This window comes from Roseateles saccharophilus (assembly GCF_004342485.1).
Lineage (GTDB): Bacteria > Pseudomonadota > Gammaproteobacteria > Burkholderiales > Burkholderiaceae_C > Pelomonas > Pelomonas saccharophila.
The window spans coordinates 58,965-83,380 of sequence record NZ_SMBU01000020.1 but is presented as its reverse complement, the minus strand read 5'-3'; the positions used below and the strand labels follow the sequence as shown (position 1 = coordinate 83,380).

Genomic DNA, 24,416 nt, shown 5'->3' with positions numbered 1-24,416 from the left:
ACGTCCTTGCACGCTGATCCCCGGCAGATCGCCGACCCCTTCCTCGAGCGGACGCCGCCGGCGCTGCGCCGGCGCTTCCAGTTGCTCGGTGCCGCCATCGAGTTCCGCAGCGACAGCGCCGAGCTGCTGTCGCTTGTCGATGAGGCCTACCGCGACCTCCCGGTGCATGAGTTGGGGGCCGCCGAACTGCAGATCGAACTGAGGCTGGTGGCTGGCGGTGCGGCTTTCGAAGCGGAGCCACCAGTGGCGCGCATGTTCGGCGGCGCGGGCCTGCTGGGTGCGGCTGTGGACGCGCACAACCTGGTCCTTGTGGATCCGGCGGGTCGGCGTGCTGTCGTGCAGGTCTCCCGGGAGTTGCTGGGCCACCCGTACCACGCGCGCTACGAGCTCGTCGAATTTGCCGTCTTCCTCCTGGCCAGCCGCAGCCAAGGCCTGGTGCCGCTGCATGCGGGCTGTGTCGGCCTGGGGGGCGTCGGCGCCCTGCTGGTCGGCGAGAGCGGTGCGGGCAAGTCGACCCTGGCCCTGCATGCGATGCTGCAGGGTCTGGACTTCCTGACCGAGGATGCGAGCTTCGTCGAGGCATCGACCCTGCGCGTGACCGGCGTGGCGAATTTCCTGCACCTGCGCTTTGACGCCTTGCACTGGGTCGACGATGCGGCGCTGCGCGAACGTATCCGGGCCTCGCCGATGATCCGCCGCCGCAGCGGCGTCGAGAAGCACGAACTCGACCTGAGAACCAGTTGGGCGCGGCTGGCCACCGAACCGCTGAGACTCGCGCATCTCGTTTTCGCTGAGCCGGATCTGGCAACAGGCAGTGAATTGCTGCAGCCCCTGGAGCCGGCCGAAACCCTGGACTGCCTGCACGCCAGCCAGGCCTACGCCGCCGGGCAGCCGGGATGGGCCGAGCTGACCCAGGCCTGCGGAGGGCTGCAAGGCTGGGTGTTGAAGCGTGGTGCTCATCCGCGTGACGGGGCCTTGGCCTTACGCAACTTGTTCACGCGGTGAGGGCGGCGGCGCTCGCGCCGGAGATCAGCCGCGTCCAGCGCTGCTGCAGCTCGTGGTGGCCGCGATGCCACGTTCTGCCATCGATCCGGCCGAGGTCGACCTGGGCGTGCAGCAGGTCGCGCACTTCGCGATAGAAGTCGGTGCCGAAGCTCCCTTGGAACATCATGGCCAAGTCGGCGCTGTCTTCCCAGTGGGTCTTCCCGCCGAGCTGAGTCTTGACCTGTTCGTGAAAACGCGTCCCCGGCAGCGGGTAGGAAACGCTGACGCCAATGTCGTCCGGCTTGGCCTCTTCGATGAGGCGGCGCGTTTGCAGCAATTCGTCCAGCCCTTCGCCCAGATAGCCGAGTTGGATGAAGAAACCGACGCGCACACCCGCGGCTCGTAGGCGCCGCCGGGCTTGCAGGATTTCGGCGACGGTGGTGCCCTTGTCCATTGCGTCCAACACCCGCTGGCTGCCACTTTCGGCACCGATCCAGGCCTCGTAACAGCCGGCGTCAGACAGCGCCTGTGCCATCGTGTCGCTGACCAGGTCGGCACGAGTCTGGATCGTGAATGGGACGCCGCCGCCGTGCGCCTTTAGTTCCGCCGCAAAGCGCTGCACCCAGTCCGCGCGGAAGCCGAAGATGTCGTCGGCGAACCAGATGTGGTCGGGTGCGAATCGGCGCTTCAAGTCCGCCATCTCGGCAGCGACAGCAGCTGGGCTTCGCTGCTGGTAGTGCTGCCCCCAAATGGGTTTGGCGCACCAGGCACAGCGGAAGGAGCAGCCCTTAGATGCAGCCATGTTGAGACTGAAGCTCCCATGAGCGGCGATCCAGGTCGCGCGATAACGTTCGATCTCAACGAGATCCCAGGCGGCAGGCGCCTCGAGATGCGCCGCCTCGGCGGCTCTTGGTTGGGGCAGGCTGATTGTGGTCGCTGCGTGGCCGCGCAACAGCCGGCCATCGACCTGAGTGACGGCCTGGGCTATGCCCTCGACAAGGGCTCGGTGATCCAGCGACGGGTGAGTGTCCAGGCGACGGAGCAGCAGATTCAGCGCTTCCAGGCCTTCGCCGCGTAATGCGGCGTCGGCGCCTGCCTGAAGGTAGGGTTCCGGCGCGTCACTCGCGTCCGAGCCGGCGACGATGACGCGCGCCCCGCCACGGCGGGCGCTGGTGATCATCGAGCATGCGGCCTCGCGCATGCGGGCCAGGCACATCTTGCTTAGATAGTTGTAGTTGTCTTCATAGAGCACGACCAGCTGCGGCCGCCGTCTCTCGAGCATGTTGTCGAAGTCCTTCGTGCTCGAAGCCAGCATCGCGTCGAACAGGGACACTTCATGGCCTTGGCCCCGTAGCAGCTCGGCGATCTGCAGAGTCGCCAGAGGTGGATAGGGCTTGGCACGCTCGAACTGTTTGGCGTCGAAGCGCAGGAAGAAACTGTGGCCGACCAGGACTGAAAGCACGCCTTCTCCTTGGCGTTGGAGATGCGTGTGTGCCGGCCCGAGGCCGTAAGGTTCATCGAGGGCGGCCAAAAAGATTCTTGTACGCCATCGCCAGCTGTTGGGCGGCACAACGAGTCGATGCGCGACGCGATCCTGATTGCCTTGTTCACCGGCCAGCCTCCTGGCGTGCGTCGATACCTTGAGCATCCTTTTTGCCATGGCCTGCCTGCGGGGATCGCCCATCTAGCCGCTACACGCCGCCAGTCGTGCCACTTCTCCGCACGGCATCTGGGTCCGGAGGTGTCCTATGCCTGACCAGAAAACTGCGATGTCGGAGGGGTTTTCCGCCGCCCGTGATCAGTCCTCCTCTCACGCTGCCAGCGAGATTGCAGCCGTCGCTGCGATCCTCCGGGACCAGGAGGAAACGACCGATGCCGATCTCGTGCGACACGGGGCGCAGATGCGCCTGGAGGCGCTCGGGAGCGCCACTGCGATTCTTCTGGACTGTGGCCGGGAGGACCAAGCCGCGATTGCCATCGCGTACGCAAACGGCTTCGGCAAACCACAGGAGGTGGCTCATGACTGAAACCCCGGTCAGGCCTCGCCGTGAGATGCGCCGGCCGACCCCGTTGTCGGCGCCGGTGAAGATGCCTCGCGGTTGAATCCATCGGCAGCCGGCCTTGACCGGCTGCCGATGGGCTTCGCGCCCTCGACGAAAAGCTGGGCGCCGGCTCAGGCCGTGTGGCCCATGGCCGGGTCGGTGATGCTGTCGCGGCCGTTCTCGATGCGCCCTGCCAGCTCGAACCGGAAGTCGGCATCGCCATCCACCGTGATGACGAGGTCGTACCAGGCGCCGTGCCGCACGGCCGTCCACGCGCCGTGGTGGTACTCGCCCGGTTGCAGTTCGTGGGTGCGGACCTCGCCGCTGTAGCGGTCGGTCAGGCGCACGAGCGCGCGCTGGGGCGAGAGGTTGCGGATCCTGAGTCGCAGGCCCTGGGCGGCGCGCTCGTACTGCGAACTCACCTCGAGATTGGCGCGGTTGGCGCCGGCCGGTGCGCCGCGGAAGGCACGCAGGAAGCCATTGGGCCCATGCACCTCGACGTCGTAGCGGGCCAGGCCGGCGGCGCTCCACTGGCCGGTGAGCTGCTTGCCGGGCTCGACGGTGTAGCAGCGAGGCAGATCGGCCGCATTTGCTGAGCGCACCTGGAAGGCGGCGGTCGCGTCGCCGGTGTTGGCCATCGCGATCGACAGTTGGCCGGAGGCAGTGTCCAGCGTTGCCAGCGCGTTCAGCTCGTAGGGCAGGGCGCGCGACGGGCGCACGCCGCGCTCCTGCTGCGGCAGCGTCTGGGCCGCGGGCAGCGCCAGCGGCAGATCGGGCTTGTTGGTCTTGTCGACCGGCATGTACTGGGACACATCCATCAGCTTCGGCGCCGCGGCATTGGGCGCGCGGAAGTCGAAGGCCGACATCAGGTCGCCGGTGATCGCGCGGCGCCAGGGTTGGATGTTGCTTTCGACGAGGCCGGGATGCTCGTCGGCAAAGCGGCGCTCGATGAACTTGATCAGCGAGGTGTGGTCGAAGAGCTGGGAGTTGACCCAGCCGCCGCGGCTCCACGGCGAGACGACGAGCAGCGGCACGCGCAGGCCCAGGCCATAGGGGCCGGCCGGGTGCTTCGCGTCGCCGGGGAAGATTTCATTCGTGACCGGCACCGTGGAGGCTCCCATTTCCGGCGTGGCCGGTGGCGTCGGCGGCACCATGTGGTCGAAGAAGCCGCCTTCCTCGTCGTAGTTGATGAAGAGCGCGGTCTTGCTCCACACCTCGGGGTTGGCCGTCAGCGCATCCAGCACGCGCGCGATGTACCAGGCCCCGAAGTCGCTCGGCCAGTTCGGGTGCTCGCTGTAGGCCTCGGGGGCCGCGATCCAGCTCACCTGCGGCAGGCGGTCGGCGGCGATGTCGGCGCGCAAATCAGCGAGCAGCTGCATCGGGTCGCGGTTCTGGAACTTGATCTCGGTGCCGCTCTTCGCACGATCGGCCAGCGGCGTGCCCGGCAGCGCGTCCTGATACTGCTTGAAGTACAGCAGCGAGTTGTCGCCGTAGTTGCCGATGAAGGCGTCGGCGGTCCAGCCCCACCAGACGGTGTCGCTCTGGAACAGGCCGTCGCCCTTGTCCTGATAGACCTTCCACGTGATGCCGGCCTCCTGCAGCCGCTCGGGGAAGGTCTTCCAGCCGTAGCCGGCCTCGGCGTTCGTGATGACCGGGCCACCGCCGTTGCCGTCGTTGCCGACCCAGCCGGTCCACATGTAGTAGCGGTTCGGGTCGGTCGAGGTCATCGCCGCGCAGTGATAGCTGTCGCAGACGGTGAAGGCCTCGGCCAGCGCGAAGTGGAAGGGCAGGTCGCGGCGCTCGTTGTGGGTCATCGTGACGATGCCCTTTCTGGCAATCCACTGGTCGTAGTAGCCGCGGTTCCAGGCGCCATGCCCGTCGTTCCAACCGTGTGGCGGGTCGGGCAGATAGGACGAGCCGAGATGAGGCACCTGCGGCCGGTAGGGCAGCACGTCGCCGCCGGGCGTGGGTTGCATCCACACCGGCTTGCCCGAGGCCAGCTTCATCGCGCGCGGGTCGCCGAAGCCGCGCACGCCGGACAGCGTGCCGAAGTAGTGGTCGAAGGAGCGGTTCTCCTGCGTCAGGATCACGATGTGCTGGACGTCCTTGATCGTCCCGCTGCGGTGGAAGGCCGGCACGGCCAGTGCCTTCGTGATGCTGTCGGGCAGGGCGGACAGCGAGCCCGCGGCGGCCAGCGCCTTGAGGACCTCGCGGCGCGAGCGTGAGTCGTTCTTCATGAGCTTCTCCAGGGACGTCGTGCACGGCCAAGCCGGCAGCGCCTGCTCGCGCCGCCGGTCTGGCGGGTGGGTTGGAATTGGGCCGGTGAGCGGCCGGCCTTGCCGGCCGCTCGGGCAGGGCTTAGCGGTGGCCGCCTTCGGCGAACAGGTCCGACATGACGTCGACGTTCGCGTCGCAGGCGTGGTTCAGGCAGGGCAGGCCCAGCGCCCCCTCGATGCTCTTGAGCAGCGAGAAGTGGTTGTAGCGCTTGCTGCTGACGACGCCGTGGGCGCCGTAGTTCGTGTCGACGATCAGCATCACCTGGTTGGTGTTGGGCACGGTGCTGTAGTCGTTCTCGTCCCACAGCACGACGATGGCGCTGCGGTGCTCGTCGTTCTTCCACGCCTTGGACGAGCGGATGGCCTGCACGATCTTGCGCACGGCCACGTCGCCGGCCTTGATCAGCGCCGGGTTCAAGCCCGCCTGGGTGCCGTTGTCCGTCGGGTCGTAGTTGCAGAAGGCGCCGGCATTGCCGCGGCCGTGCTGGTCGTTGCACTGGTTCGGCGCGATGAAGGAGAAGCTGGGCACATGGCCAGCGGCCAGGTCCGCGTAGAGGCCGTGCTCGCCATCGAAGCCGACGATGTTGCGGTAGCTCAGGTTGTGGTCGCTGCCTTCCTGGATGCTGCGGAAGTAGACGAACGGGTTGTGCTTGGCCGCGTACTGCTTGACGATGTTGGCTTTCGTCAGCGGCGGGTTCAGGGCCGGCGTGATCGTCGTGAAGTCGGTCAGGTTGCTGTAGATGCCGTCGCTGTAGTTGATGCGGTCGGCACCTTCGAGCGGCAGGTTCTCCTGGTAGCTCTTCCAGGTTTTGCCGGCGCGTGCGAGCTGGTCGGCGATGGTGATGCCGCTGATGCCCGACATGGCAGGAATCGACTGCACGCCATCGATGTTGATCGTGCCGGGCGCGCCGCTGGCCTCGTTGGTCATGTCGATCGCGACGACGGCCGCGTCCGTGCCGACGCCGTAGATCGGGCAGATCGAGGGGCTCGGCGGGTTGTCGGTGTTGGGCACGCCGGTGGCGAGGTTGGTCGTGCAGGCGGCGTTGTGCCAGTCCGGATCGTTGTCGCTGAGCACGCCGAAGTTCGAGCCGCCGACGACCTCGAGATAGTTGTTCAGGCTCGGGTGGGCAATCGCGAAGTAGTTCGTCGACAGGTTGGCGGCGCGCGCCAGGCTGTTGATGAACGGCGCGTTCGGGTTGTTGGCGATCTGGCCGTAGCCGTGGTTCTCCATCATGACGACGAAGACATGGTCGAGATGCGGCACCCCGTGCGGCGTGACCCCTTCGCCGGCATGGGCGCTGGTCACAAGGCTGGCCAGCGCGAGGCTGATGGAAGCGAGGGCGAACTTCATGAAGAATCTCCTGGTGAGTCGATGGCTGCGGGGCGATGACGCGTCCAGGGCATCCACGTGGGTTGAACGACGCGGCGGGCCGGGAACGAACTGCATGTCAGGGCTGCCGCAATGCTTATGGCCGGCGATGACGGCGCGGTGACATGCGGGTGAATGCTGCGGTAACAGGCGTTGCAAGAGCTCCTGGGCCATCGCAAACGCGTCAAGGTCGCCCGGTGGGCTCACGCTCTGGCTGAGGAACAGGAACTGCCCTGAGCCGACCTTGCGCGCGGGCACGGTGAGCGCCTTGGCGGCGGTAGCCGCTGCGTGTCTGCCACCAAATTTGGCGAGCGGCTCAATCTGCAGCGTCGACTGCATGAGTGACGCCTGAATGCCGTCAATGTCGGTCGTGCCAGCGCCGCCTGAAAGCCTCTTGTTCGCCCGCGCCAAGCTGTAGATCCCAATCGGGACGGTCTCTCAGCATCTCGGCCGTTACGAGCACCGGCTTGCCAACGCTGCCGCTGGGCGGTTCGCCGGAGAAAGCCCTGATCAATTCGTCGACCAATTGCCAGCCCTGCAGCCCGACGGGCTCGGCGACGGTGGCGGCCTGTTTGGAGCGCCCGGTGCGAATTCGCGTCAATGCCGTGCGCGAGCCGTCACCGGCAGCGACGCCGACAAGGTCGGCTCGGCCGATCAACGCTTCGGGGAAGTTGATGGAGTCCAGATAGACGTCATTGATCGCGAGGACGTGGGTCCAGCGCTTGCCCCATCGGGACTGCAGCCGTTTGATGGTGCCGGCCATGCGTTCACCCGCCTCGGAAATCGGGATGTCTTCGACGGCCAGCACTTCGCACACCTTGCAATGCTGCAGCGCATCAATCATGTGCTGGGTTTTGTAGTTGGCGATGGCGAAGCGGCTGTCGTTGAACAAGACCACGCCGGCGTGATCGAGCGCGGTGCGGACCAGGTAGCTCACGGCCATTTCCGCAACCAGGGCCGGATCGGTGGTGACGTTGGTGAAGACGAGCTGGCCTGGGCCAGGCTTGTCCGACGCATGCCAGCCAACGACAACCGTCCTTGGCTTGCCCGGATGGTCCAGCAATGTCGCAAGGTCGGCGACCGCGCGTTCGTCGGCCCCTCCGAGCACGATCGCATCGAACTTGCCGGCGGCGAGCTCGGTGAACCGGGTCCTCAGCATTTGGGTATTCCCTTGCAGATTCACCAGGGAGACAGCCCAACCGACTTCCTTGGCCGCCTCCTGAAAACTCCGGAAAGCGGCAACGATGCCGCCGTTGCGCAGATCCTGGGCCAGGAACACGACCTTCTTGGAGGGCGTGTTGGGTGGTGCTTCGTTCGAGAAGGACGGTCCGGAAATCAGTACCGCGATCAGGAGGGCAGCGCCGGCCCGCCTGCGTCCCCCGGATCCCACCGAGCTTCGGCATGTCGCCCGCGCCAACGCAGCTGCCAACGCCCCTGCCCGAACACGCAGATCTAGACGTTTCCATGAACCGGGCTTCACGAGGTCCAGACCAATCATCAGCACTCTCCTCTGAAGGCAACACAGGGCGCCGAGCTCGCCCGGCCCTTCGCTCGGGGGGCACGAAGCGGCGGATTCGGGAAACGCCCAAAGGCCATGCGTCTGACGTTGGTGACGAGCATATGTCGCGGCTCCTCGAAGCGCTCGCGCCTGCGGTGCAGGAGAACGGCGACGACGGCCCCTCATGATCCAGATCAAGCCGTCCCGAGGGCGACGCGATCCATGCCGTTGGCGATCCGACCGCGTTGTGGCGCCGGCATTTCCACAGGCTGGCGTCGGGCCGCGGGCGAGGGCCGCGTTGGCGACGTACCGGCCCGGTCGCCGCAGTACTTGCTCACGCTGCCCTGCGGGCGGCAAATCGTCGCGGACTCGCTCGCGATGACAGCCGCGCTCGGGTTCGAGTCGTCAACCGGCGCCGCCATCCCCGGTCGGCCGGCATGACTGCAGCCCGCCCCGCCGACCTGATCACATGCATGCTCGCCTGGTTCATCGTTCAGGTTCACGCGCTGAATGCCCAGGGGCGTCGCCAGCTGGAATGGGAGGAAACCCGGCGCAGCAATGACGCGCCGGCCCGCCGTGCGGCGCTCGGGTTCCCGTGCGCCGTCGAGATCAAAGATGGCGGTCGGGACGAGCGGCACGACACGGTCTGCGAATTCTCGGGGCGCTGATCCGGCTGCGGCGGCTCGAAGGCGTCGCGATGCTCCGCGGGCACAATGAGCCTCATGTCCGATGAGATCGTCCTGACCGCTGAGGAGCGGCGCTTCTTCTGGTTTTTTCCTCCGGCGCCCGGAGGCGTCCAGCCTCCTGAACATGTGCAGAGCGCTCTGCTCGCCAAGAAGCTCGTGGCCAAGGGCAGCGACGGCCGCAATTGGATGACGGTGCTGGGTGACCAGGTCCGGCTGGGTGCGCATCCCAGCCGGACGGAAGGCTGACTCAGGCTCGTTGCCGCGTCACCTGCCGTTGGCGGCATTCGAAGGGCTCGAGCCTGAGCCTCATACAGCCAGCAAGGCTCTCACCAACTGTAGAGCGGTTGCGCCTGCCAGCCTGACCGCGCCCATGGTGAACCGCGACATGATGTCGAACCGCGCATCCCGCGGTCGGTGATCATCTGGCGCCAGCGCGCTGGTGGCAGATCGTTCGTGAACTGCGGCCTGACGCAGCGTTGTCGTCCGGGTCGATTTGGCGGGTGTCAGTCGATGTCTTGGCCTTCAGCGCGAGGGGCCAAATTCGTGGACGGCGTCCGTGATGAGCCCGTCGATGCCGTCGCCGATGAGCCGTCGGGCCACCGACGCGTCGTTGACCGTGTAGACCAGCGCCCGCCAGCCCCTGGCGTGCAGGCGCTCGATCAGCGCGCGGTCCATCAGCCGCCAGTTCGTGATGACGGCCACGACGCCCAGCGCGTCGGCGGCCTCGGTCCAACCGGGCCAGAGTGCGTCCAGCAGCAGCGCTCGCGGCAGGGTCGGCTCGGCGTCGCGGGCGGCGGCCAGAGCCTCGGGCTTGAAGCTGCTCAGCAGCGGCGGCAGCGCGCCGGCCCACAGCCGCGCGGCCTCGCGCGCCACGGTTGCGCCCGTGCGGGCTTCCTCGCCGGGGCAAGGCTTGATCTCGACGTTCAGCATGCAGGCATTGGCCTGGCAGAAAGCGGCGATCTGCGCGAAGCGCGGCAGCGGCTCGGCGGCATAGGGCGGGCTGTGCCAGCTGCCGGCGTCGAGCCGGGCCAGCTCGGCCCAGGCTATCCCGGCCGGCGAGCCCTGGCCGCTGGTCGTGCGCTCCAGCGTGTCGTCATGCAGCAAAAAGGCTTCGCCGTCCCGGCTCAGCTTGACGTCACATTCGAAGGCTCGAAAGCCGAAACCGGCGCCGACGCGGAAGGCGGCCAGCGTGTTCTCTGGGGCGAGCTTGCCGGCGCCGCGGTGGGCAAGCCACAAGGGATAGGGCCAAGGCTTCATCCGTCGGATTCTGAGGGGAAACCCCCTGCGATACGATCCTTTCCCTCTATGAATGCCCCGCATCCCCTGATGCCGGCCGCCGCTGACGCTGCCGACACCGACGCGCCTCGCCTGCGCGAGATTCCCTACAACTACACCTCGTTCTCGGACCGCGAGATCGTGATCCGCCTGCTGGGCTCCCGGGCCTGGGAGCTGCTGGACAAGCTGCGGCTGGAGCGGCGCACGGGCCGATCCGCGCGCATGCTCTACGAGGTGCTGGGCGACATCTGGGTGGTGCAGCGCAACCCCTATCTGCAGGACGACCTGCTGGACAACCCCAAGCGCCGCGCCTTGCTGATCGAGGCCTTGCATCACCGCCTGGCCGAGGTGCAGAAGCGCCGCGACCCGTCGGCCGATGCCCAGCGCGACGCGGCGGTGGGCGAGCTGCTGACGGCGGCCCAGACCGCGGTGGGCGAGTTCGCGGCCCTGTTCGAGCGCGTCGCCACACTGCGCAAGCGCGCGTCGAAGACGCTGGCCCGCCACACGGCCAAGGACAACATCAAGTTCGACGGCCTGTCGCGCGTGTCCCATGTGACCGACGCGACCGACTGGCGCGTGGAATACCCCTTCGTCGTGCTGACGCCGGACACCGAGGCCGAGATGGCCGGCCTGGTGGGCGCCTGCTTCGAGCTGGGCCTGACCGTGATCCCGCGCGGCGGCGGCACCGGCTACACCGGCGGCGCCGTGCCGCTGGTGTGGAACAGCGCCGTCATCAACACCGAGAAGCTGGAAGCGCTGCGCGGCGTCGAGATGCTGAAGCTGCCGGGCCTGGATCGCGAGGTGCCGACCATCTTCAGCGAGGCCGGCGTTGTCACGCAGCGCGTGGCCGACCTGGCCGAGCAGCATGGCTTCGTCTTTGCGGTGGACCCGACGAGCGCCGAAGCGAGCTGCATCGGCGGCAACGTGGCGATGAACGCCGGCGGCAAGAAGGCCGTGCTCTGGGGCACGGCGCTGGACAACCTGGCCAGCTGGAAGATGGTGACGCCCGAGGCCAAGTGGCTGGAGGTCGTGCGCCTGAACCACAACCTCGGCAAGATCCATGACGTCGAGGTCGCGAGCTTCGAGCTGCGCCATTTCGACGCCTCGGGCAAGACGCTGGAGAAGACCGAGCGCCTGGACATCCCGGGCCGCGTCTTCCGCAAGGAGGGCCTGGGCAAGGACGTGACGGACAAGTTCCTCGCCGGCCTGCCGGGCATCCAGAAGGAAGGCTGCGACGGCCTCATCACCAGCGCGCGCTGGATCGTGCACCGCATGCCGGCCCACACGCGCACGGTCTGCCTGGAGTTCTTCGGCAACCCCCGGGACTGCGTGCCCAGCATCGTCGACATCAAGGACTACATGTTCTCGATTGCCGACACCGGCGTGTTGCTGGCGGGCCTGGAGCACCTGGACGACCGCTACCTGAAGGCGGTGGGCTACGCGACCAAGAGCAAGCGCGGCGGTTTCCCGAAGATGGTGCTGGTGGGCGACATCGTCGGCGACGACGCCGACGCGGTGGCGCGCGCCACCAGCGAGGTCGTGCGCCTGGCCAACGGCCGTTCGGGCGAGGGCTTCATCGCCGTCAGCGCCGATGCGCGCAAGAAGTTCTGGCTGGACCGCAAGCGCACCGCGGCCATCAGCAAGCACACGAACGCGTTCAAGGTGAACGAGGACGTCGTGATCCCGCTGCCGCGCATGGGCGAGTACACGCTGGGCATCGAGCGCATCAACATCGAGCTCAGCCTGCGCAACAAGCTGGAGCTGGTGACGGCGCTGCAGGCGCTGTTTGCGGCGGGCAAGCTGCCGCTGGGCAAGAGCGACGACGCCGGCGAGATTCCCAGTGCCGAGCTGCTGGAAGACCGTGTGCAGCAGGCTCTGGCCCTGCTGCGCGAGGTGGGCGAGCTGTGGCAGCAATGGCTGGCCGGCCTGGACACGGGCTTCTTCGAGCAGCTGCAGACGCACGAGCTGCGCGCCTCGTGGAAGACGCAGATCCTCAAGCCCCTGCAGGCCATCTTCAGCGGCGCGGCCTTCGAGCCCCTTGTCCAGGAGTGCCGCCGCATCCACAAGGAGGTGCTGCGCGGCCGCGTCTGGGTGGCCCTGCACATGCATGCCGGCGACGGCAATGTGCACACCAACATCCCCGTCAACAGCGACAACTACGCGATGCTGCAGACGGCCCACGAGGCCGTGGCGCGCATCATGGTGCTGGCGCGCTCGCTGGACGGCGTGATCTCGGGCGAGCACGGCATCGGCATCACGAAGATCGAGTTCCTCAGCGATGACGAGCTTGCCAACTTCACGGCCTACAAGAAAAAGGTCGACCCGGAAGGCCGCTTCAACAAGGGCAAGCTGCTGAAGGATGCTGCGCTGCCGGCCGACCTGCGCAATGCCTACACGCCGTCCTTCGGCCTGATGGGCCACGAGTCGCTCATCATGCAGCAGAGCGACATCGGCGAGATTGCGAACTCGGTCAAGGACTGCCTGCGCTGCGGCAAGTGCAAGCCGGTCTGCGCGACGCATGTGCCGCGCGCCAACCTGCTCTACAGCCCGCGCAACAAGATCCTGGCCACCTCGCTGCTGGTCGAGGCCTTCCTGTACGAGGAGCAGACGCGCCGCGGCGTGTCCATCAAGCACTGGCAGGAATTCGAGGACGTGGCCGACCACTGCACGGTCTGCCACAAATGCGCCAGCCCCTGCCCGGTCAAGATCGACTTCGGCGACGTGACGATGAACATGCGCAACCTGCTGCGCAAGATGGGCCAGAAGACCTGGCGGCCCGGCAACGCCGCGGCCATGTTCATGCTGAACGCGACCAATCCCGAGACCATCAAGCTGGCGCGCACGGCCATGGTGGGCATAGGCTTCAAGGCCCAGCGCCTGGCCGTGGACCTGTTCAAGCCTGCGGGCCGCAAGCAGACGAGCGCGCCGCCGGCCACCGTCGGCCCGGCGCCGGTCAAGGAACAGGTCATCCACTTCATCAACAAGAAGCTGCCCGGCGGCCTGCCCAAGAAGACGGCGCGGGCGCTGCTGGACATCGAGGACAAGAACTACGTGCCCATCATCCGCCCGCCGGCCACGGCGAGCGAGACCGAGGCCGTGTTCTATTTCCCCGGCTGCGGCTCGGAGCGCTTGTTCAGCCAGGTGGGCCTGGCCACCCAGGCCATGCTCTGGCATGCCGGTGTGCAGACGGTGCTGCCGCCCGGCTATCTGTGCTGCGGCTATCCGCAGCGCGGCTCGGGCCAGTTCGACAAGGCCGAGAAGATGATCACCGACAACCGGGTGCTCTTCCACCGCGTCGCCAACACGCTGAACTACCTCGACATCAAGACCGTGGTGGTGAGCTGCGGCACCTGCTACGACCAGCTGCAGGGCTACAAGTTCGAGGACATCTTCCCCGGCTGCCGCATCATCGACATCCACGAATACCTGCTGGAGAAGGGCATCACCCTCGGCTCCAAGACCAGCTACCTCTACCACGACCCCTGCCACACGCCGATGAAGCTGCAGGAGCCGATGAAGACGGTGAAGGCGCTGGTGGGCGAGAACGTCGTCAAGAACGAGCGCTGCTGCGGCGAGAGCGGCACGCTGGGTGTCACCCGGCCCGACATCTCGACCCAGGTGCGCTTTCGCAAGACGGAGGAGCTGCGCAAGACCGAGGCCGAGCTGCGCGCGAGCGGCAAGGTCGGTGCGGACGACAACCTGAAGATCCTGACCTCCTGCCCGAGCTGCCTGCAGGGCCTCACGCGCTACGGCGACGACCTGCAGAACGGCCTGCTCGAAGCCGACTACATCGTCGTCGAGATGGCCCGCCAGATCCTCGGCGACAACTGGATGCCGGACTACGTCGCCAAGGCCAACAACGGCGGCATCGAGCGGGTGCTGGTGTGAGCCAGGCCTGCCCGCTCTGCAAGGGCGACGGCGGCCTCGTCGTCGCACGCACGCCGAGCTTTCGCGTCGTGCGTGTCGTCGATGGCGAGGAGGCGCGCCGCTTCCCCGCCTTCTACCGGCTGATCTGGGCGGCGCATGTCGCCGAGTTCAGCGATCTTTCGGCCGAGGACCGAAACGCCTGCATGGACGCGGTGGTCCGGATCGAGCAGGTGCTGCGCTCCCTGCTCGCGCCGACCAAGGTCAACCTCGCCACGCTGGGCAATGTCGTGCCGCATCTGCACTGGCACGTCATCGCCCGCTTCGACTGGGACAGCCATTTCCCGGCGCCCGTCTGGGCCGCCGCCCAGCGCGACGAGGTGCCGGGCGGCGCCGCGTCGCGCCTGGCGCTGCCGCTGCAGGCCGTGGACGCGGCCGTCGCGCAGGCCCTTACCTGCTGATCTGCGAGACGCGGATGACGGCGCGCCGGGTGCCGGCCGTCTGCGTGTCGCCCTCCGGCGTGCTCGGGTCCACGAAGTCGACGCTGAAGCGGTAGACCTGGGCCGCCGCGACCGTTTGCGGGCCGCAGCGCAGATGACGCACGGCGTTTCGCACATCGCGCGCCACGGCGTAGGAAACGCCCTGGGCCTTGACGTCACCGATCTCGCCGTTCTCCATGACGAGCTGCACCTTCACCTCGCCATAGCTGTCCTCGCGGAACCAGGTCTTCGCCAGCGGCCTGCGCAGCTGGTCATCGATGCCGGTGCAGCTGGCGTGCACGTCGTAGCGCACCGGCGCTTCCACGACATGGCCGCGTACCTCGACGCGCTCCATCTCGGTCGACTGAGCCAGCGCCGGGCCGGCGGTGAGGGTCAGCGCGACGGCGCAGGCGAGGCTGGCGAAAAGGCCGTTGAGCATGGACGTGCGGCGGGCGATCGAGTAGCGGGTGGACATGACTAGCTCCTGTTGGGCATTGGTGGGGGCAGGGGACGCGGCGCGTCGACCTGTTCTCAGGCTAGGCGTGCAACTGAGCGGCCCCAAGCCGCAGGCGATGAGATGCCGACCGCATGCGACGGCCCGCAGAAAACCGCGGCTGAATTGCATGAAGTCCGTTTTGTGACGACGAAGTGCTCCTGTGCCGGTCGTCATGGGCGCCGCCATCGCCCAAGCCAGCCCGGGTGACTTCCTTCACCGTCGAGCCAGGCCAGGAATGAAAAACGGGGCCATCGGCCCCGTTTGCTGCTTGAAGGCTTCAGCTCACCAGACCGTGATCGGGTCGCTCGCCACCATCGCACTGCCCGGCTTGCAGCTGAAGGCCTGGGCGAAGTAGGGCGAGTTGCTCATCGGCGTCAGCACACGGTACTTGGCCGGCGAGTGCGGGTCGGTGCGCAACTGGTTGATGAGGAACTCGTTGCGCACCTTGCTGCGCCAGACCAGCGCATTGCTCAGGAAGAAACGCTGCGCCGGCGTGTAGCCGTCGATCTTGTGGTCGGCGCCGCCGCTGCGCTTGAGGGCGCGCTGCAGGCCCTCGAACGCGATGGGCAGTCCCGACATGTCGGAAATGTTCTCGCCCAGCGTGAGCCTCCCGTTGATGTTGTAGCCCGGCAGCGGCGCGATCGCGCCGTAGCGCTCGGCCACCTTGTCGGCGCGCGCCTTGTAGCCCGCGGCGTCCGCCGGTGTCCACCAGTCGGTCAGCGAGCCGCCGGCATCGAAGTTGCGGCCGCTGTCGTCGAAGTGGTGGGTGATCTCGTGGCCGATGACCATGCCGATGCCGCCGTAGTTGACGGCGTCGTCGGCCTTGGCGTCGAAGAAGGGGGGCTGCAGGATGCCGGCCGGAAAGGTGATCTGGTTCAGGCCGCCGGCAAAGGCGTTGACGATGTGCGGGCTGGTGCGCCAGCGGCCGCGTTCGACCGGCGCGTCCAGGTCCTTCATCTGCTGGCCGCTCTGCCACAGCGCGGCCTTGAGCCAGTTGCCGGCGTAGTCGTTGGCGCTGAGCTGCAGGCCCTCGAACTGCGGCCACTTGTCGGGAGCGCCGATCATGGGCTGCATATTGGCCAGCTTCTCCAGTGCCTTGGCTTTGGTCGCGGGCGTCATCCACTCCAGCTTCTCGATGCGCGCCTTCATGCTGGCGCGCACATCCTCCAGCAGTTGCAGCGAGCGCTTCTGGGCCTGCGGCGAGAAGGCTCGCGCGACGAAGAGCTCGCCCAGGGCGAGTGCCACCGGCTCGCCGCCGGTGCGGCCGCCGATTTGCAGGATGACGTCCTCGCCGCGTGGCGGCGGCGCCTGCAGGCCGGTGATGGTCTTGCCGCGGTATTCGAAAGCGGCCGTCGAAAAGGCCTTGGGCAGGCGCGGCGCGGCGGCGTCGAACACGCGCAGTGCGAGGTACTGGCGCCAGACGGGCAGCGGCGTGTCGGCGGCGAGCTTGGCGACGCGCGTGGCGAACTCGGGCTGGCCGACGATGAGGCGCTGCGGCAGTTTGGCGCCCGCGGTCAGCACGGCGAGGTAGGAGGCCCAATCGAAGCCGGGGGCCGCCGCGGTGAGTTCGGCCGGGCTCATCGGGTTGTAGCCTGCATTGGGGTCGCGCAGCCTGGCGCGCTCGCGCGTGGCTTCGGCGAGCTGGGTCTCGAAGTCACTCAGCGCATCCAGCTCGGCCTCGCTGGCCGGGCGGCCCGCTGCGGCCAGCATGGTGCCGGCGAAGCTGCGGTAGGCCGCCTTCACCGTGCGGGTGCGCTCGTCGTCGCGGAAGTAGTCGTCCCGGTCGGGCAGGCCCAGGCCCGACTGCGACAGCCCCAGCACGTTGTGGCGGGTGTCCTTGCGGTCGGGCTGCACGCCGAAGGCCAGCGGCGCGTGGATGCCGCTGCGGTTCAGCAGCGCAAGCAGGGCGGGCAGGTCCTCGCGGCGCTGCAGGCCGTCGATGCGGTTCAGCAGCGGCGCGATCGAGCTTAGGCCGCGCGCCTCGATGGCGGCTTCGTCCATGCCGCTGGCGTAGTAGGCGGCGATCAGCCTGAGGCCGGGCGTCGTCTGCAGTGTGGGCGTCTCGGCCAGTTCCACCAGCGCCTTCTGCAGCAGGGCGTCGTTGTTCTGGCGCAGTTGGTCGAAGCTGCCGATGCGGGCGCGGCTGGCGGGCAGCTCGGTGGCGGACTCCCAGTTGCCGTTGACGAAGGCATAGAAATCGTCGCAGGGCTGGACGCCCTTGGACAGGCCGCTCAGGTCGAGGGCCTGTGCGGCGGCGGCCAGGCCGAGCAGGGTGGCTGCAGCGGCCAGGCGATGGCGGGCAAATCTGGGCATGGGACGAGAGAAATAAGCCATGGAAATGCAAGATTAGATCGTCCGGCGGGCCGGCTCGCCGGAAGACACAGGGCATGATTGCGGGTTTTCACCAAGATCCCAGCTCCCGGCCATGTCCGTCCTCCAGCGCCTGATTCCGACCCTCGCGGCCTCGCTGCTGCTTGCCGCTCCCGCCTTCTCCCAGGCCGTGCAGGGCCAGGGCGCCACCTTCCCGTCCCAGGTCTACGAGACCTGGGCCAAGGCCTTCGCGAAGGCCGGCGGCGGCACGGTCGCCTACAAGGGCACCGGCTCGGGCGACGGCATCAAGCAGATCACCGCCCGCAAAGTCGATTTCGGCGGCACGGACGCGCCGCTGCCGCCGGCCGAGCTGGCCAAGCAGCATCTGGTGCAGATCCCGATGCTGGTTGGCGGCGTCGTGCCGGTCGTCAACCTGCCCGGCCTGGGCGCGCCCCTGCAACTGGACGGCGCAGTGCTGGCCGACATCTTCCAGGGCCGCATCAAGGCCTGGAACGATGGCCGCATCGCCGCGCTGAACCCGGGCGTGGGCCTGCCGGGCCTGGCCATCCGGCGCGTCGTGCGCGCCGAGAAGTCCGGCACGACGGACGGCTTCACCCGCTACCTGGCGGGTGCCTCGGCGGCCTTCAAGACCGAGGTCGGTGCCGGCCAGTCGCCGGCCTGGCCCGGCGAGCCGCTGAAGGCCGAGGGCAACGACGGCATGGTGCAGAAGCTGCGCGCCACGCCGGGCGCCATCGCCTACGTCTCCTACGACCGCGTGCTGCGCGACAAGCTCGTGGCCGTGAAGCTGCGCAACGTGGCCGGCCACTTCGTGCTGCCGACGGAAGCGGGCTTCCGCGCCGCCATCCTCGAAAGCGACATGCACCGCCAGGGCGACGACCTCGCGACGCTGCTGGACCGGCCGGGCAGCGAGGCCTGGCCGATCACGCTGACCAGCTTCGTGCTGGTCGATGCCGAGCCGGCCACCGCGCCGCAGGCGCTGGGCGCGCTCAAGTTCCTGTACTGGAGCTTCATGCACGGCGACGAGCTGACCCGCGGCACCGGCTTCGCGCCGCTGCCGATCAGCGTGCAGTCGCGCCTGGCCGCGCGCTTCACCCAGGTCAAGCCCAAGGACGGCAAGCTGCCGGTCTACCAGTCGTTTTGAGCCCCTCGCCCAGTCTCGCCGCGCTGAACGCGGGCAAGCCTCGTCGGTCTTGCAGACCGCGCTGCGGACAGTGCCGCAGCTCTTCGCCAGGCACGTCGAGCCCACTGGGCTCAACGTGTCCGGGCTCAGCCCCCAGGGGGACGGCGACGCTTGCGGCATTGAGCCGCAAGCACATCGCCTGCGGGCCGGCTTGGGGCGGCCCGGTGCCGGTCCGCGGTTCATGGAACCCGGATAACTGAGGGACACTCACGGCATGGCCACGCCCACCGAAATCACCGTCCACCAGCAGTCCCGCGTGCTGGAGATCGCCTTCGACGACGGTGCGCGCTTTCAAATCCCCTTCGAGCTGATGCGCGTCTACAGCCCGTCCGCCGAGGTCATGGGCCACGGCCCGGGCCAGGAAGTGCTGCAGACCGGCAAGCGCGACGTGCTGATCACGGGCCTGGAGCCGGTCGGCCACTACGCCGTGCGCCCCGAGTTCTCCGACGGCCATGCCAGCGGCCTGTTCACCTGGGACTATCTCTACAAGCTCGGCAGCCAGCAGGCGGCCCTCTGGCGCGACTACGAGGCCCGCCTGGCCGCCGCCGGCAAGGGCCGCGACGACGCCATGCCGGTGAAGGCCGGCGGCTCCTGCCATTCGCATTGACATCGCCATGACACAGACGCACTTTGGTTTCAGCACGGTCGACGAGGCCGAGAAGGCCGGCAAGGTCCGCGGCGTCTTCGACTCGGTCGCGTCCAAGTACGACCTGATGAACGACCTGATGTCGGCCGGCATGCACCGGGCCTGGAAGGCCTACACCGTGCAGGTGGCCAACCTGAAGCCGGGCGAGCGCGTGCTCGACATCGCCGGCGGCACCGGCGATCTGTCGCGCGCCTTCGCCCGCAAGGTGGGTGAGACGGGCGTCGTCGTCCACACCGACATCAACGAGGCCATGCTGCGCCAGGGCCGCAACCGGCTGCTGGACGAAGGCCTGATCCTGCCCACCAGCCTGGCCGACGCCGAGAAGCTGCCTTTCAAGAGCGAGAGCTTCGACCTCGTCAGCGTGGCCTTCGGCCTGCGCAACATGACGCACAAGGACCAGGCCCTGGCCGAGATGTGCCGCGTGCTCAAACCGGGTGGCCGGCTGCTGGTGCTGGAGTTCTCCAAGATCGCCGAGCCGCTGAAGAAGCCCTACGACTGGTACTCCTTCAACATCCTGCCCAAGCTGGGCTCGCTGTTCGCCGGCGACGCCGAGAGCTACCGCTACCTGGCCGAGTCCATCCGCATGCACCCCGACCAGGCCACGCTCAAGGCCATGATGAAGACGGCCGGCTTCGGCCATGTCGATGTGCACAACCTCAGCGCCGGCCTCGTCGCCTTGCACGCCGGCATCAAATGTTGAATTGAGGCCCCCCGACCCGGCGGGTACGCTGGTCCGCCCCCCGCGGGGGCGGCGGTGCCCGCGGCATCGGCCCCGAGCACTTCGCCAGCGCGGGCCGGCTTGGGAACTGGAGTCGGACACAGGCAGTCCCTGCGGACTGCTTGTGCCTACGCAAGGCCGATGGCCTCTGGCCATTGGCAGGCCCGGCGCTCGGCCCGCAAGGCCCTGAATCACGCGCCCTGCGCCATTGAAATCCGGACCGCCGGGAGGCGGTTTCCGCAGGCGTCGGATCGCGTCCCCCACGAACGTGGGGGCCAGGGAACTTCTGCCTTGAAATCGCTCTAACCGTGAGCTCGAAGCGAAGCCTTTTGTGGGGTCGCGAGCCCCCACAGAAGCGACATATCCCACCGCTACACTCGTTCGCTGACCCCGGGCTGGGTGCCCTTCCTCTGCATAACAAGGACCGTGAAACAGATGGCAAACCAACTGATCAACCCCCGGGCGCCACTGCTGTTGGCCGTCGTCGCGGCCGCCGCGCTGCTCGTCGCCTGCGGTGGCGACAAAGGTGACAAGGCCTCCCAGACCGCGGCCAAGGTCAACAAGGAAGAAATCACCGTCCACCAGATCAACTTCGTGCTGCAGCGCCAGCCCGGGCTTAAGCCCGAGCAGGCCGAGGCTGCCGGCCGCCAGGTGCTGGAGCGCCTGATCGACCAGGAGCTCGCCGTCCAGAAGGCGCAGGAGCAGAAGCTCGACCGCGACCCGCGCGTTGTGGAGCAGATCGAGGCCGCCAAGCGCGAAATCATTGCGCGGGCCTATGCCGAGCGCGTCGGCGAGGCCGTTGCCAAGCCGGGCAACGACGAGATCGCCAAGTACTACGCCGACAAGCCGGCCCTCTTCAAGGAACGGCGCATCTACAGCCTGCAGGAACTCAACATCGAGGCCAGGCCCGAGCAGTTCGAGGCTATCCGCGCCAAGCTGGGCGCGGCCAAGAGCATCACCGAGTTCGTCGATTTCCTGAAGTCCAACGAATACCACTTCGCCGGCAGCCAGGCCCTGCGCGCCGCGGAGCAGCTGCCGCTGTCCAGCCTGGACAACATCGCGAAGATGAAGGACGGCGACTCCGTCGTCAGCCCCAATCCTGCCGGCCTGACCGTGCTGACCCTGGTCGGCTCGCGTGCGCAGCCCGTCGACGAGGCCCGCGCCCGCCCGGCCATCGAGGCCTTCCTGCTGAACCAGCGCCGCGCCGAGGCCATGCAGAAGGACCTGAAGGCGCTGCGTGACAGCTCCAAGATCGAATATGTCGGCAAGTTCGCGCAACCCGCCGAGGCGCCCGCCAGCGCTCCGGCCGTGACGGCACCGGCGGCCAGCGAAGCGCCGGCGCCGGCCGCCAGCGGTCTTGATTCCGCCTCCATCTCCAAGGGCATGGGGCTGAAATGATCCGCCTGCATCACCTCCTCATCGCGGCGGTGCTGGGCCTCGGCGGCCTTGGCGCCCAGGCCCAGGCCGGCGCGGCGGCCGGTGCGGCGGCGGCCGAGTACAGGCTCGGCGCGGGTGACGTCGTGCGCGTCGTCGTCTACCAGAACCCCGACCTGACGCTCGAGACCCGCGTCTCCGAGACCGGCGTCATCAGCTACCCGCTGCTGGGCAATGTGCGGATCGGTGGCCTGGGCGTCAGCGCCGCCGAGAAGCTCATCGCCGACGGCCTGAGGAACGGCAACTACGTCAAGCAGCCCCAGGTCACGCTGGTGCTGCTGCAGGTCAAGGGCAACCAGGCCAGCGTGCTCGGCCAGGTCAACCGCCCGGGCCGCTTCCCCATCGAGACGGCCGACATGCGCGTGACCGACCTGCTGGCCAACGCCGGCGGCGTGGCCAGCACCGGCGGCGACCAGCTCGTGCTGACCGGCATGCGCGACGGCAAGCCCCTGCGCCTGGAAATCGATCTGCCCAGCGTCTTCGCGGCCAACAGCGACCGCGCCGCCAGCGACGTGCTGATCCAGAACGGCGACGTGCTCTGGGTCGACCGCGCGCCCATCGTCTACATCTACGGCGAAGTGCAGCGCCCCGGCCCGATGCGCCTTGAGCGCGGCATGACGCTGATGCAGGTGCTCGCCGCCGGCGGCGGCCTGACCCAGCGCGGCACCGAGCGCGGCATCCGCGTGCACCGAAAGTCCGCGGACGGCAAGGTGCAGGTCATGCAGCCGGCGATGGACGACGGCGTCAAGGATGGCGACGTGGTCTACGTCAAGGAAAGCCTGTTCTGATCTTTTCTGGGATCCAGCGATGAACTTTGTCCAATTCCTGGCGATCCTGCGCGCGCGCTACAAGGTCGCGGTCGGTGTGTTCGCCGCCATCGTCGTGCTCGCCGGGCTGCTCAGCCTGGTCTGGCCGCGCAGCTATACCGCGGCGGCTTCCGTCGTCGTCGACTCGACCAAGCCCGACCCGCTCGCGGCGGTCCTGTACTCCGGCGGCATCAATCCCAGCCTGGTCGCGACCCAGATCGACGTGATCCAGAGCGACCGCGTCGCGGTCAAGGTCGTGCGCAATCTCAAGCTCACCGAGAACCCGCAGATCCGCGAGCAGTGGCAGGCGGCCACCAAGGGCGAAGGCAGCATCGAGCAATGGCTCAGCGGCGCCTTCCAGAAGGCGCTGGACGTGAAGCCCTCGCGCGAGTCCAACGTCATCACCGTCACCTACAAGGCCGCCGACCCCAAGTTCGCGGCGGCCCTGGCCAATGCCTTCGTGCAGGCCTATCTCGAGACCAACATCGAGATGCGCGTCGAGCCGGCGCGGCTCTACTCGTCGTTTTTCGATCAACGCGCCAAAGAGGCACGTGACGGGCTCGAGAAGGCGCAGAGCAAGTTGTCCGAGTTCCAGCGAGAGAAGGGCATCATCGCCACGGACGAGCGGCTGGACGTCGAAAGTGCGCGGCTGACTGAGCTCTCTACGCAGTACGTCGGGCTGCAATCGCTGGCCTCGGACTCGGGCAGCCGCCAGTCCGCCGCACGCGGCGCCGGAGCGGACCGCATGCAGGAGGTGCTCAACAACCCGCTGATCGCCGGCCTCAAGGCCGACCAGGCGCGGCTGGAGGCCAAGCTGCAGGAGCTCACCGCGAAGCTCGGCGACAGGAACCCCCAGGTCGTCGAGACCCGCGCCAATCTGGCCGAACTCAAGACCCGCATCGACGGCGAAACCGTCAAGGTCACGAGTTCGCTGGGCATCGCCAACAACATCAACCAGCAGCGCGCCGGCGAGATCAAGGCCCAGCTCGAGGCGCAGCGTACCAAGGTGCTGCAGATGAAGGCCGTGCGCGACGATGGCTCGGTGCTCGCCCGAGACGTCGAGAACGCCCAGCGCACCTATGACCAGATCATGCAGCGCCTGAACCAGACGACGCTGGAGAGCATGGCCACCCAGAGCAACATCTCGGTGCTGTCCCAGGCAGTGGCACCGGTGGAGCCGACCTCGCCCAAGCTCATCCTGAACATGGCGGTGGCCGTGTTCGCCGGCACGCTGCTCGCGGTGGCCGTCGTCGTGGCGATGGAAATGCTGGACCGCCGCGTGCGCGGTGCCGACGACGTGGTCCAGGCCGTGGCCCTGCCGATCATCGGCGTCCTGCCCTCGCCGAATGCGCGCCGCCTGTTCGGCCGGGCGGCCAAGGCCAATCTGATGCAGCAAAGACTGCTCGGCCAAGCCCCAGGCAAATCCGCCTGAAGCCCATGAACGCAACCTCCGGAGCGCCCGTGAACGCCCCTGCCGAACTGCATGACCGTCCGATTGGCGACCTGATCCGCGACGCGCGCAATCTCAGCGCCGCCGAGGTCGAGAAGGTGCTGAGCTACCAACGTGAGCATGGCGTGCGCTTCGGCGAAGCCGCCATCACGCTTGGCCTGGCCAGCCCCGACGACGTTCTGAACGCACTGGCCCAGCAGTTCCACTACCCGCTGGCCAATGCCGAGCGCCGTCTCGCCAGCCCCGAACTCGTCACGCTGTTGCAGCCCTTCTCGGTGCAGGCCGAGGCCATCCGTGCCGTGCGCAGCCAGGTCACGATGAGGCTGGGTCAGGGCGAGGCCGCACGCCAGGCCCTGGCCGTCATCAGCCCCGCGAGCGGCGACGGCAAGACCTATTTCGCGGCCAACCTCGCCGTGTCTCTCGCCCAGCTCGGCGGGCGCACCCTCATCATCGACGCCGACCTGCGCGGCCCGCGCCAGCACGAGGTCTTCAAGGTGAGCAACAGCGCGGGCCTGTCCACGCTGCTGTCCGGCCGCGCCGAGAACCAGCTCATCCAGACGGTCGAAGGCGTGTCGGGCCTGTTCGTGCTGCCCTGCGGCCCCATCCCGCCGAACCCGCTGGAGCTGATCGAGCGCCCGGCCTTCGCGCTGCTCATCCGCGAGCTCTCGACCAAGTTCGACCATGTCGTCATCGACACGGCCGCCGCATCGCTCGGCGCGGACGCCTGTGTCGTCGCGGCCCGTTGCGGTGCTGCGCTGGTGCTGACGCGCAAGAATGAGAACAAGATCTCTGCCCTGCAGGATCTCGTGGCCAGCCTGGCCGGCAGCTCGGCGCAGCTGCTGGGCGCGGTCGTCAACGAGTTCTGAACGCGTCGGTGAGCGG

General features: G+C 67.9%; 20 protein-coding genes. 13 read left to right on the top strand and 7 right to left on the bottom strand.

Features of this window, described 5'->3' with window-relative positions; genetic code table 11:
* Positions 1 to 6: 6 nt before the first annotated feature.
* Positions 7 to 1,005, top strand: a complete 999-nt coding sequence (locus EV671_RS16440) for a serine kinase (protein ID WP_165917604.1) — start codon at positions 7 to 9, stop codon at positions 1,003 to 1,005.
* Here EV671_RS16440 and EV671_RS16435 read toward each other — a convergent pair.
* The gene (locus tag EV671_RS16435) at positions 995 to 2,668 is read right to left on the bottom strand and encodes a B12-binding domain-containing radical SAM protein (protein ID WP_207911181.1); all 1,674 of its coding nucleotides are present in this window, start codon (positions 2,666 to 2,668) and stop codon (positions 995 to 997) included. The genes EV671_RS16440 and EV671_RS16435 overlap by 11 nt on opposite strands.
* Positions 2,669 to 2,732: 64 nt before the next feature.
* On the opposite strand from EV671_RS16435, the gene EV671_RS16430 reads away from it, so the two are divergent.
* Complete coding sequence (locus EV671_RS16430) at positions 2,733 to 3,011, top strand: hypothetical protein (RefSeq protein WP_132573668.1); 279 nt, start codon at positions 2,733 to 2,735, stop codon at positions 3,009 to 3,011.
* Positions 3,012 to 3,157: 146 nt separating this feature from the next.
* Here the strand turns inward: EV671_RS16430 and EV671_RS16425 are convergent, their stop codons facing one another.
* The 3 genes from EV671_RS16425 to EV671_RS16415 form a co-directional block, all read right to left on the bottom strand.
* On the bottom strand, positions 3,158 to 5,263 hold the full coding sequence (locus tag EV671_RS16425; protein WP_132573666.1) for a phosphocholine-specific phospholipase C: 2,106 nt from the start codon (positions 5,261 to 5,263) through the stop codon (positions 3,158 to 3,160).
* 121 nt (positions 5,264 to 5,384) lie between these two features.
* Complete coding sequence (locus tag EV671_RS16420; RefSeq protein ID WP_132573664.1) at positions 5,385 to 6,653, bottom strand: alkaline phosphatase family protein; 1,269 nt, start codon at positions 6,651 to 6,653, stop codon at positions 5,385 to 5,387.
* 376 nt (positions 6,654 to 7,029) lie between these two features.
* Complete coding sequence (locus EV671_RS16415) at positions 7,030 to 8,169, bottom strand: substrate-binding domain-containing protein (RefSeq protein ID WP_165917603.1); 1,140 nt, start codon at positions 8,167 to 8,169, stop codon at positions 7,030 to 7,032.
* A gap of 473 nt (positions 8,170 to 8,642) precedes the next feature.
* Between EV671_RS16415 and EV671_RS16410 the strand changes: the two genes are divergently transcribed.
* Both EV671_RS16410 and EV671_RS16405 read left to right on the top strand, forming a co-directional pair.
* Positions 8,643 to 8,837 (top strand): hypothetical protein, encoded by a 195-nt coding sequence (locus tag EV671_RS16410; protein ID WP_132573660.1) that lies wholly within the window; start codon positions 8,643 to 8,645, stop codon positions 8,835 to 8,837.
* Between the two features lie 54 nt (positions 8,838 to 8,891).
* The gene (locus EV671_RS16405; RefSeq protein ID WP_132573658.1) at positions 8,892 to 9,101 is read left to right on the top strand and encodes a hypothetical protein; all 210 of its coding nucleotides are present in this window, start codon (positions 8,892 to 8,894) and stop codon (positions 9,099 to 9,101) included.
* Positions 9,102 to 9,377: 276 nt separating this feature from the next.
* Here EV671_RS16405 and ugpQ read toward each other — a convergent pair whose 3' ends face one another.
* Positions 9,378 to 10,112 (bottom strand): glycerophosphodiester phosphodiesterase, encoded by a 735-nt coding sequence (ugpQ, locus tag EV671_RS16400; protein ID WP_132573656.1) that lies wholly within the window; start codon positions 10,110 to 10,112, stop codon positions 9,378 to 9,380.
* A gap of 48 nt (positions 10,113 to 10,160) precedes the next feature.
* Here ugpQ and EV671_RS16395 point away from each other — a divergent pair, with 48 nt between their 5' ends.
* Both EV671_RS16395 and EV671_RS16390 read left to right on the top strand, forming a co-directional pair.
* Positions 10,161 to 14,018: a DUF3683 domain-containing protein gene (locus EV671_RS16395; protein ID WP_207911180.1), complete on the top strand. Its 3,858-nt coding sequence runs from the start codon at positions 10,161 to 10,163 to the stop codon at positions 14,016 to 14,018.
* Positions 14,015 to 14,455 (top strand): HIT family protein, encoded by a 441-nt coding sequence (locus EV671_RS16390; protein WP_132573652.1) that lies wholly within the window; start codon positions 14,015 to 14,017, stop codon positions 14,453 to 14,455. Before EV671_RS16395 ends, EV671_RS16390 begins: the two co-directional genes overlap by 4 nt.
* Here the strand turns inward: EV671_RS16390 and EV671_RS16385 are convergent.
* Together EV671_RS16385 and EV671_RS16380 are read right to left on the bottom strand one after the other, a co-directional pair.
* Positions 14,445 to 14,948: a hypothetical protein gene (locus EV671_RS16385; RefSeq protein ID WP_132573650.1), complete on the bottom strand. Its 504-nt coding sequence runs from the start codon at positions 14,946 to 14,948 to the stop codon at positions 14,445 to 14,447. The genes EV671_RS16390 and EV671_RS16385 overlap by 11 nt on opposite strands.
* 303 nt (positions 14,949 to 15,251) lie before the next feature.
* Positions 15,252 to 17,282 (bottom strand): M13 family metallopeptidase, encoded by a 2,031-nt coding sequence (locus EV671_RS16380; RefSeq protein WP_165917602.1) that lies wholly within the window; start codon positions 17,280 to 17,282, stop codon positions 15,252 to 15,254.
* Between the two features lie 112 nt (positions 17,283 to 17,394).
* On the opposite strand from EV671_RS16380, the gene pstS reads away from it, so the two are divergent.
* The 7 genes from pstS (at position 17,395) to EV671_RS16345 (ending at position 24,400) form a co-directional block, all read left to right on the top strand.
* Positions 17,395 to 18,441, top strand: coding sequence for a phosphate ABC transporter substrate-binding protein PstS (gene pstS, locus EV671_RS16375; RefSeq protein ID WP_132573646.1), 1,047 nt, complete (start codon positions 17,395 to 17,397; stop codon positions 18,439 to 18,441).
* Positions 18,442 to 18,694: 253 nt separating this feature from the next.
* Positions 18,695 to 19,087 (top strand): gamma-butyrobetaine hydroxylase family protein, encoded by a 393-nt coding sequence (locus tag EV671_RS16370; RefSeq protein ID WP_132573644.1) that lies wholly within the window; start codon positions 18,695 to 18,697, stop codon positions 19,085 to 19,087.
* Between the two features lie 7 nt (positions 19,088 to 19,094).
* The gene (ubiE, locus tag EV671_RS16365; protein WP_132573642.1) at positions 19,095 to 19,826 is read left to right on the top strand and encodes a bifunctional demethylmenaquinone methyltransferase/2-methoxy-6-polyprenyl-1,4-benzoquinol methylase UbiE; all 732 of its coding nucleotides are present in this window, start codon (positions 19,095 to 19,097) and stop codon (positions 19,824 to 19,826) included.
* 453 nt (positions 19,827 to 20,279) lie between these two features.
* On the top strand, positions 20,280 to 21,242 hold the full coding sequence (locus tag EV671_RS16360) for an EpsD family peptidyl-prolyl cis-trans isomerase (protein WP_132573640.1): 963 nt from the start codon (positions 20,280 to 20,282) through the stop codon (positions 21,240 to 21,242).
* Positions 21,239 to 22,066: a polysaccharide export protein EpsE gene (gene epsE / locus EV671_RS16355; RefSeq protein WP_132573638.1), complete on the top strand. Its 828-nt coding sequence runs from the start codon at positions 21,239 to 21,241 to the stop codon at positions 22,064 to 22,066. Before EV671_RS16360 ends, epsE begins: the two co-directional genes overlap by 4 nt.
* Before the next feature lie 19 nt (positions 22,067 to 22,085).
* Positions 22,086 to 23,516: a chain length determinant protein EpsF gene (gene epsF, locus EV671_RS16350; protein ID WP_132573636.1), complete on the top strand. Its 1,431-nt coding sequence runs from the start codon at positions 22,086 to 22,088 to the stop codon at positions 23,514 to 23,516.
* 29 nt (positions 23,517 to 23,545) lie between these two features.
* The gene (locus EV671_RS16345) at positions 23,546 to 24,400 is read left to right on the top strand and encodes a CpsD/CapB family tyrosine-protein kinase (RefSeq protein WP_243655768.1); all 855 of its coding nucleotides are present in this window, start codon (positions 23,546 to 23,548) and stop codon (positions 24,398 to 24,400) included.
* The last annotated feature ends 16 nt before the right edge of the window (positions 24,401 to 24,416 follow it).

Excerpts from the sequence above, each read along its gene's own strand:
- EV671_RS16420 (WP_132573664.1), bottom strand. The coding sequence starts at position 6,653 with ATGAAGTTCGCCCTCGCTTCCATCAGCCTCGCGCTGGCCAGCCTTGTG.
- EV671_RS16435 (WP_207911181.1), bottom strand. The coding sequence starts at position 2,668 with ATGGGCGATCCCCGCAGGCAGGCCATGGCAAAAAGGATGCTCAAGGTA.
- ugpQ (WP_132573656.1), bottom strand. The coding sequence starts at position 10,112 with ATGAAGCCTTGGCCCTATCCCTTGTGGCTTGCCCACCGCGGCGCCGGC.
- EV671_RS16430 (WP_132573668.1), top strand. The coding sequence starts at position 2,733 with ATGCCTGACCAGAAAACTGCGATGTCGGAGGGGTTTTCCGCCGCCCGT.
- pstS (WP_132573646.1), top strand. The coding sequence starts at position 17,395 with ATGTCCGTCCTCCAGCGCCTGATTCCGACCCTCGCGGCCTCGCTGCTG.
- EV671_RS16385 (WP_132573650.1), bottom strand. The coding sequence starts at position 14,948 with ATGTCCACCCGCTACTCGATCGCCCGCCGCACGTCCATGCTCAACGGC.
- EV671_RS16395 (WP_207911180.1), top strand. The coding sequence starts at position 10,161 with ATGAATGCCCCGCATCCCCTGATGCCGGCCGCCGCTGACGCTGCCGAC.
- EV671_RS16360 (WP_132573640.1), top strand. The coding sequence starts at position 20,280 with ATGGCAAACCAACTGATCAACCCCCGGGCGCCACTGCTGTTGGCCGTC.
- EV671_RS16425 (WP_132573666.1), bottom strand. The coding sequence starts at position 5,263 with ATGAAGAACGACTCACGCTCGCGCCGCGAGGTCCTCAAGGCGCTGGCC.
- epsE (WP_132573638.1), top strand. The coding sequence starts at position 21,239 with ATGATCCGCCTGCATCACCTCCTCATCGCGGCGGTGCTGGGCCTCGGC.
- epsF (WP_132573636.1), top strand. The coding sequence starts at position 22,086 with ATGAACTTTGTCCAATTCCTGGCGATCCTGCGCGCGCGCTACAAGGTC.
- EV671_RS16380 (WP_165917602.1), bottom strand. The coding sequence starts at position 17,282 with ATGCCCAGATTTGCCCGCCATCGCCTGGCCGCTGCAGCCACCCTGCTC.
- EV671_RS16410 (WP_132573660.1), top strand. The coding sequence starts at position 8,643 with ATGCTCGCCTGGTTCATCGTTCAGGTTCACGCGCTGAATGCCCAGGGG.
- ubiE (WP_132573642.1), top strand. The coding sequence starts at position 19,095 with ATGACACAGACGCACTTTGGTTTCAGCACGGTCGACGAGGCCGAGAAG.
- EV671_RS16370 (WP_132573644.1), top strand. The coding sequence starts at position 18,695 with ATGGCCACGCCCACCGAAATCACCGTCCACCAGCAGTCCCGCGTGCTG.
- EV671_RS16405 (WP_132573658.1), top strand. The coding sequence starts at position 8,892 with ATGTCCGATGAGATCGTCCTGACCGCTGAGGAGCGGCGCTTCTTCTGG.
- EV671_RS16415 (WP_165917603.1), bottom strand. The coding sequence starts at position 8,169 with ATGATTGGTCTGGACCTCGTGAAGCCCGGTTCATGGAAACGTCTAGAT.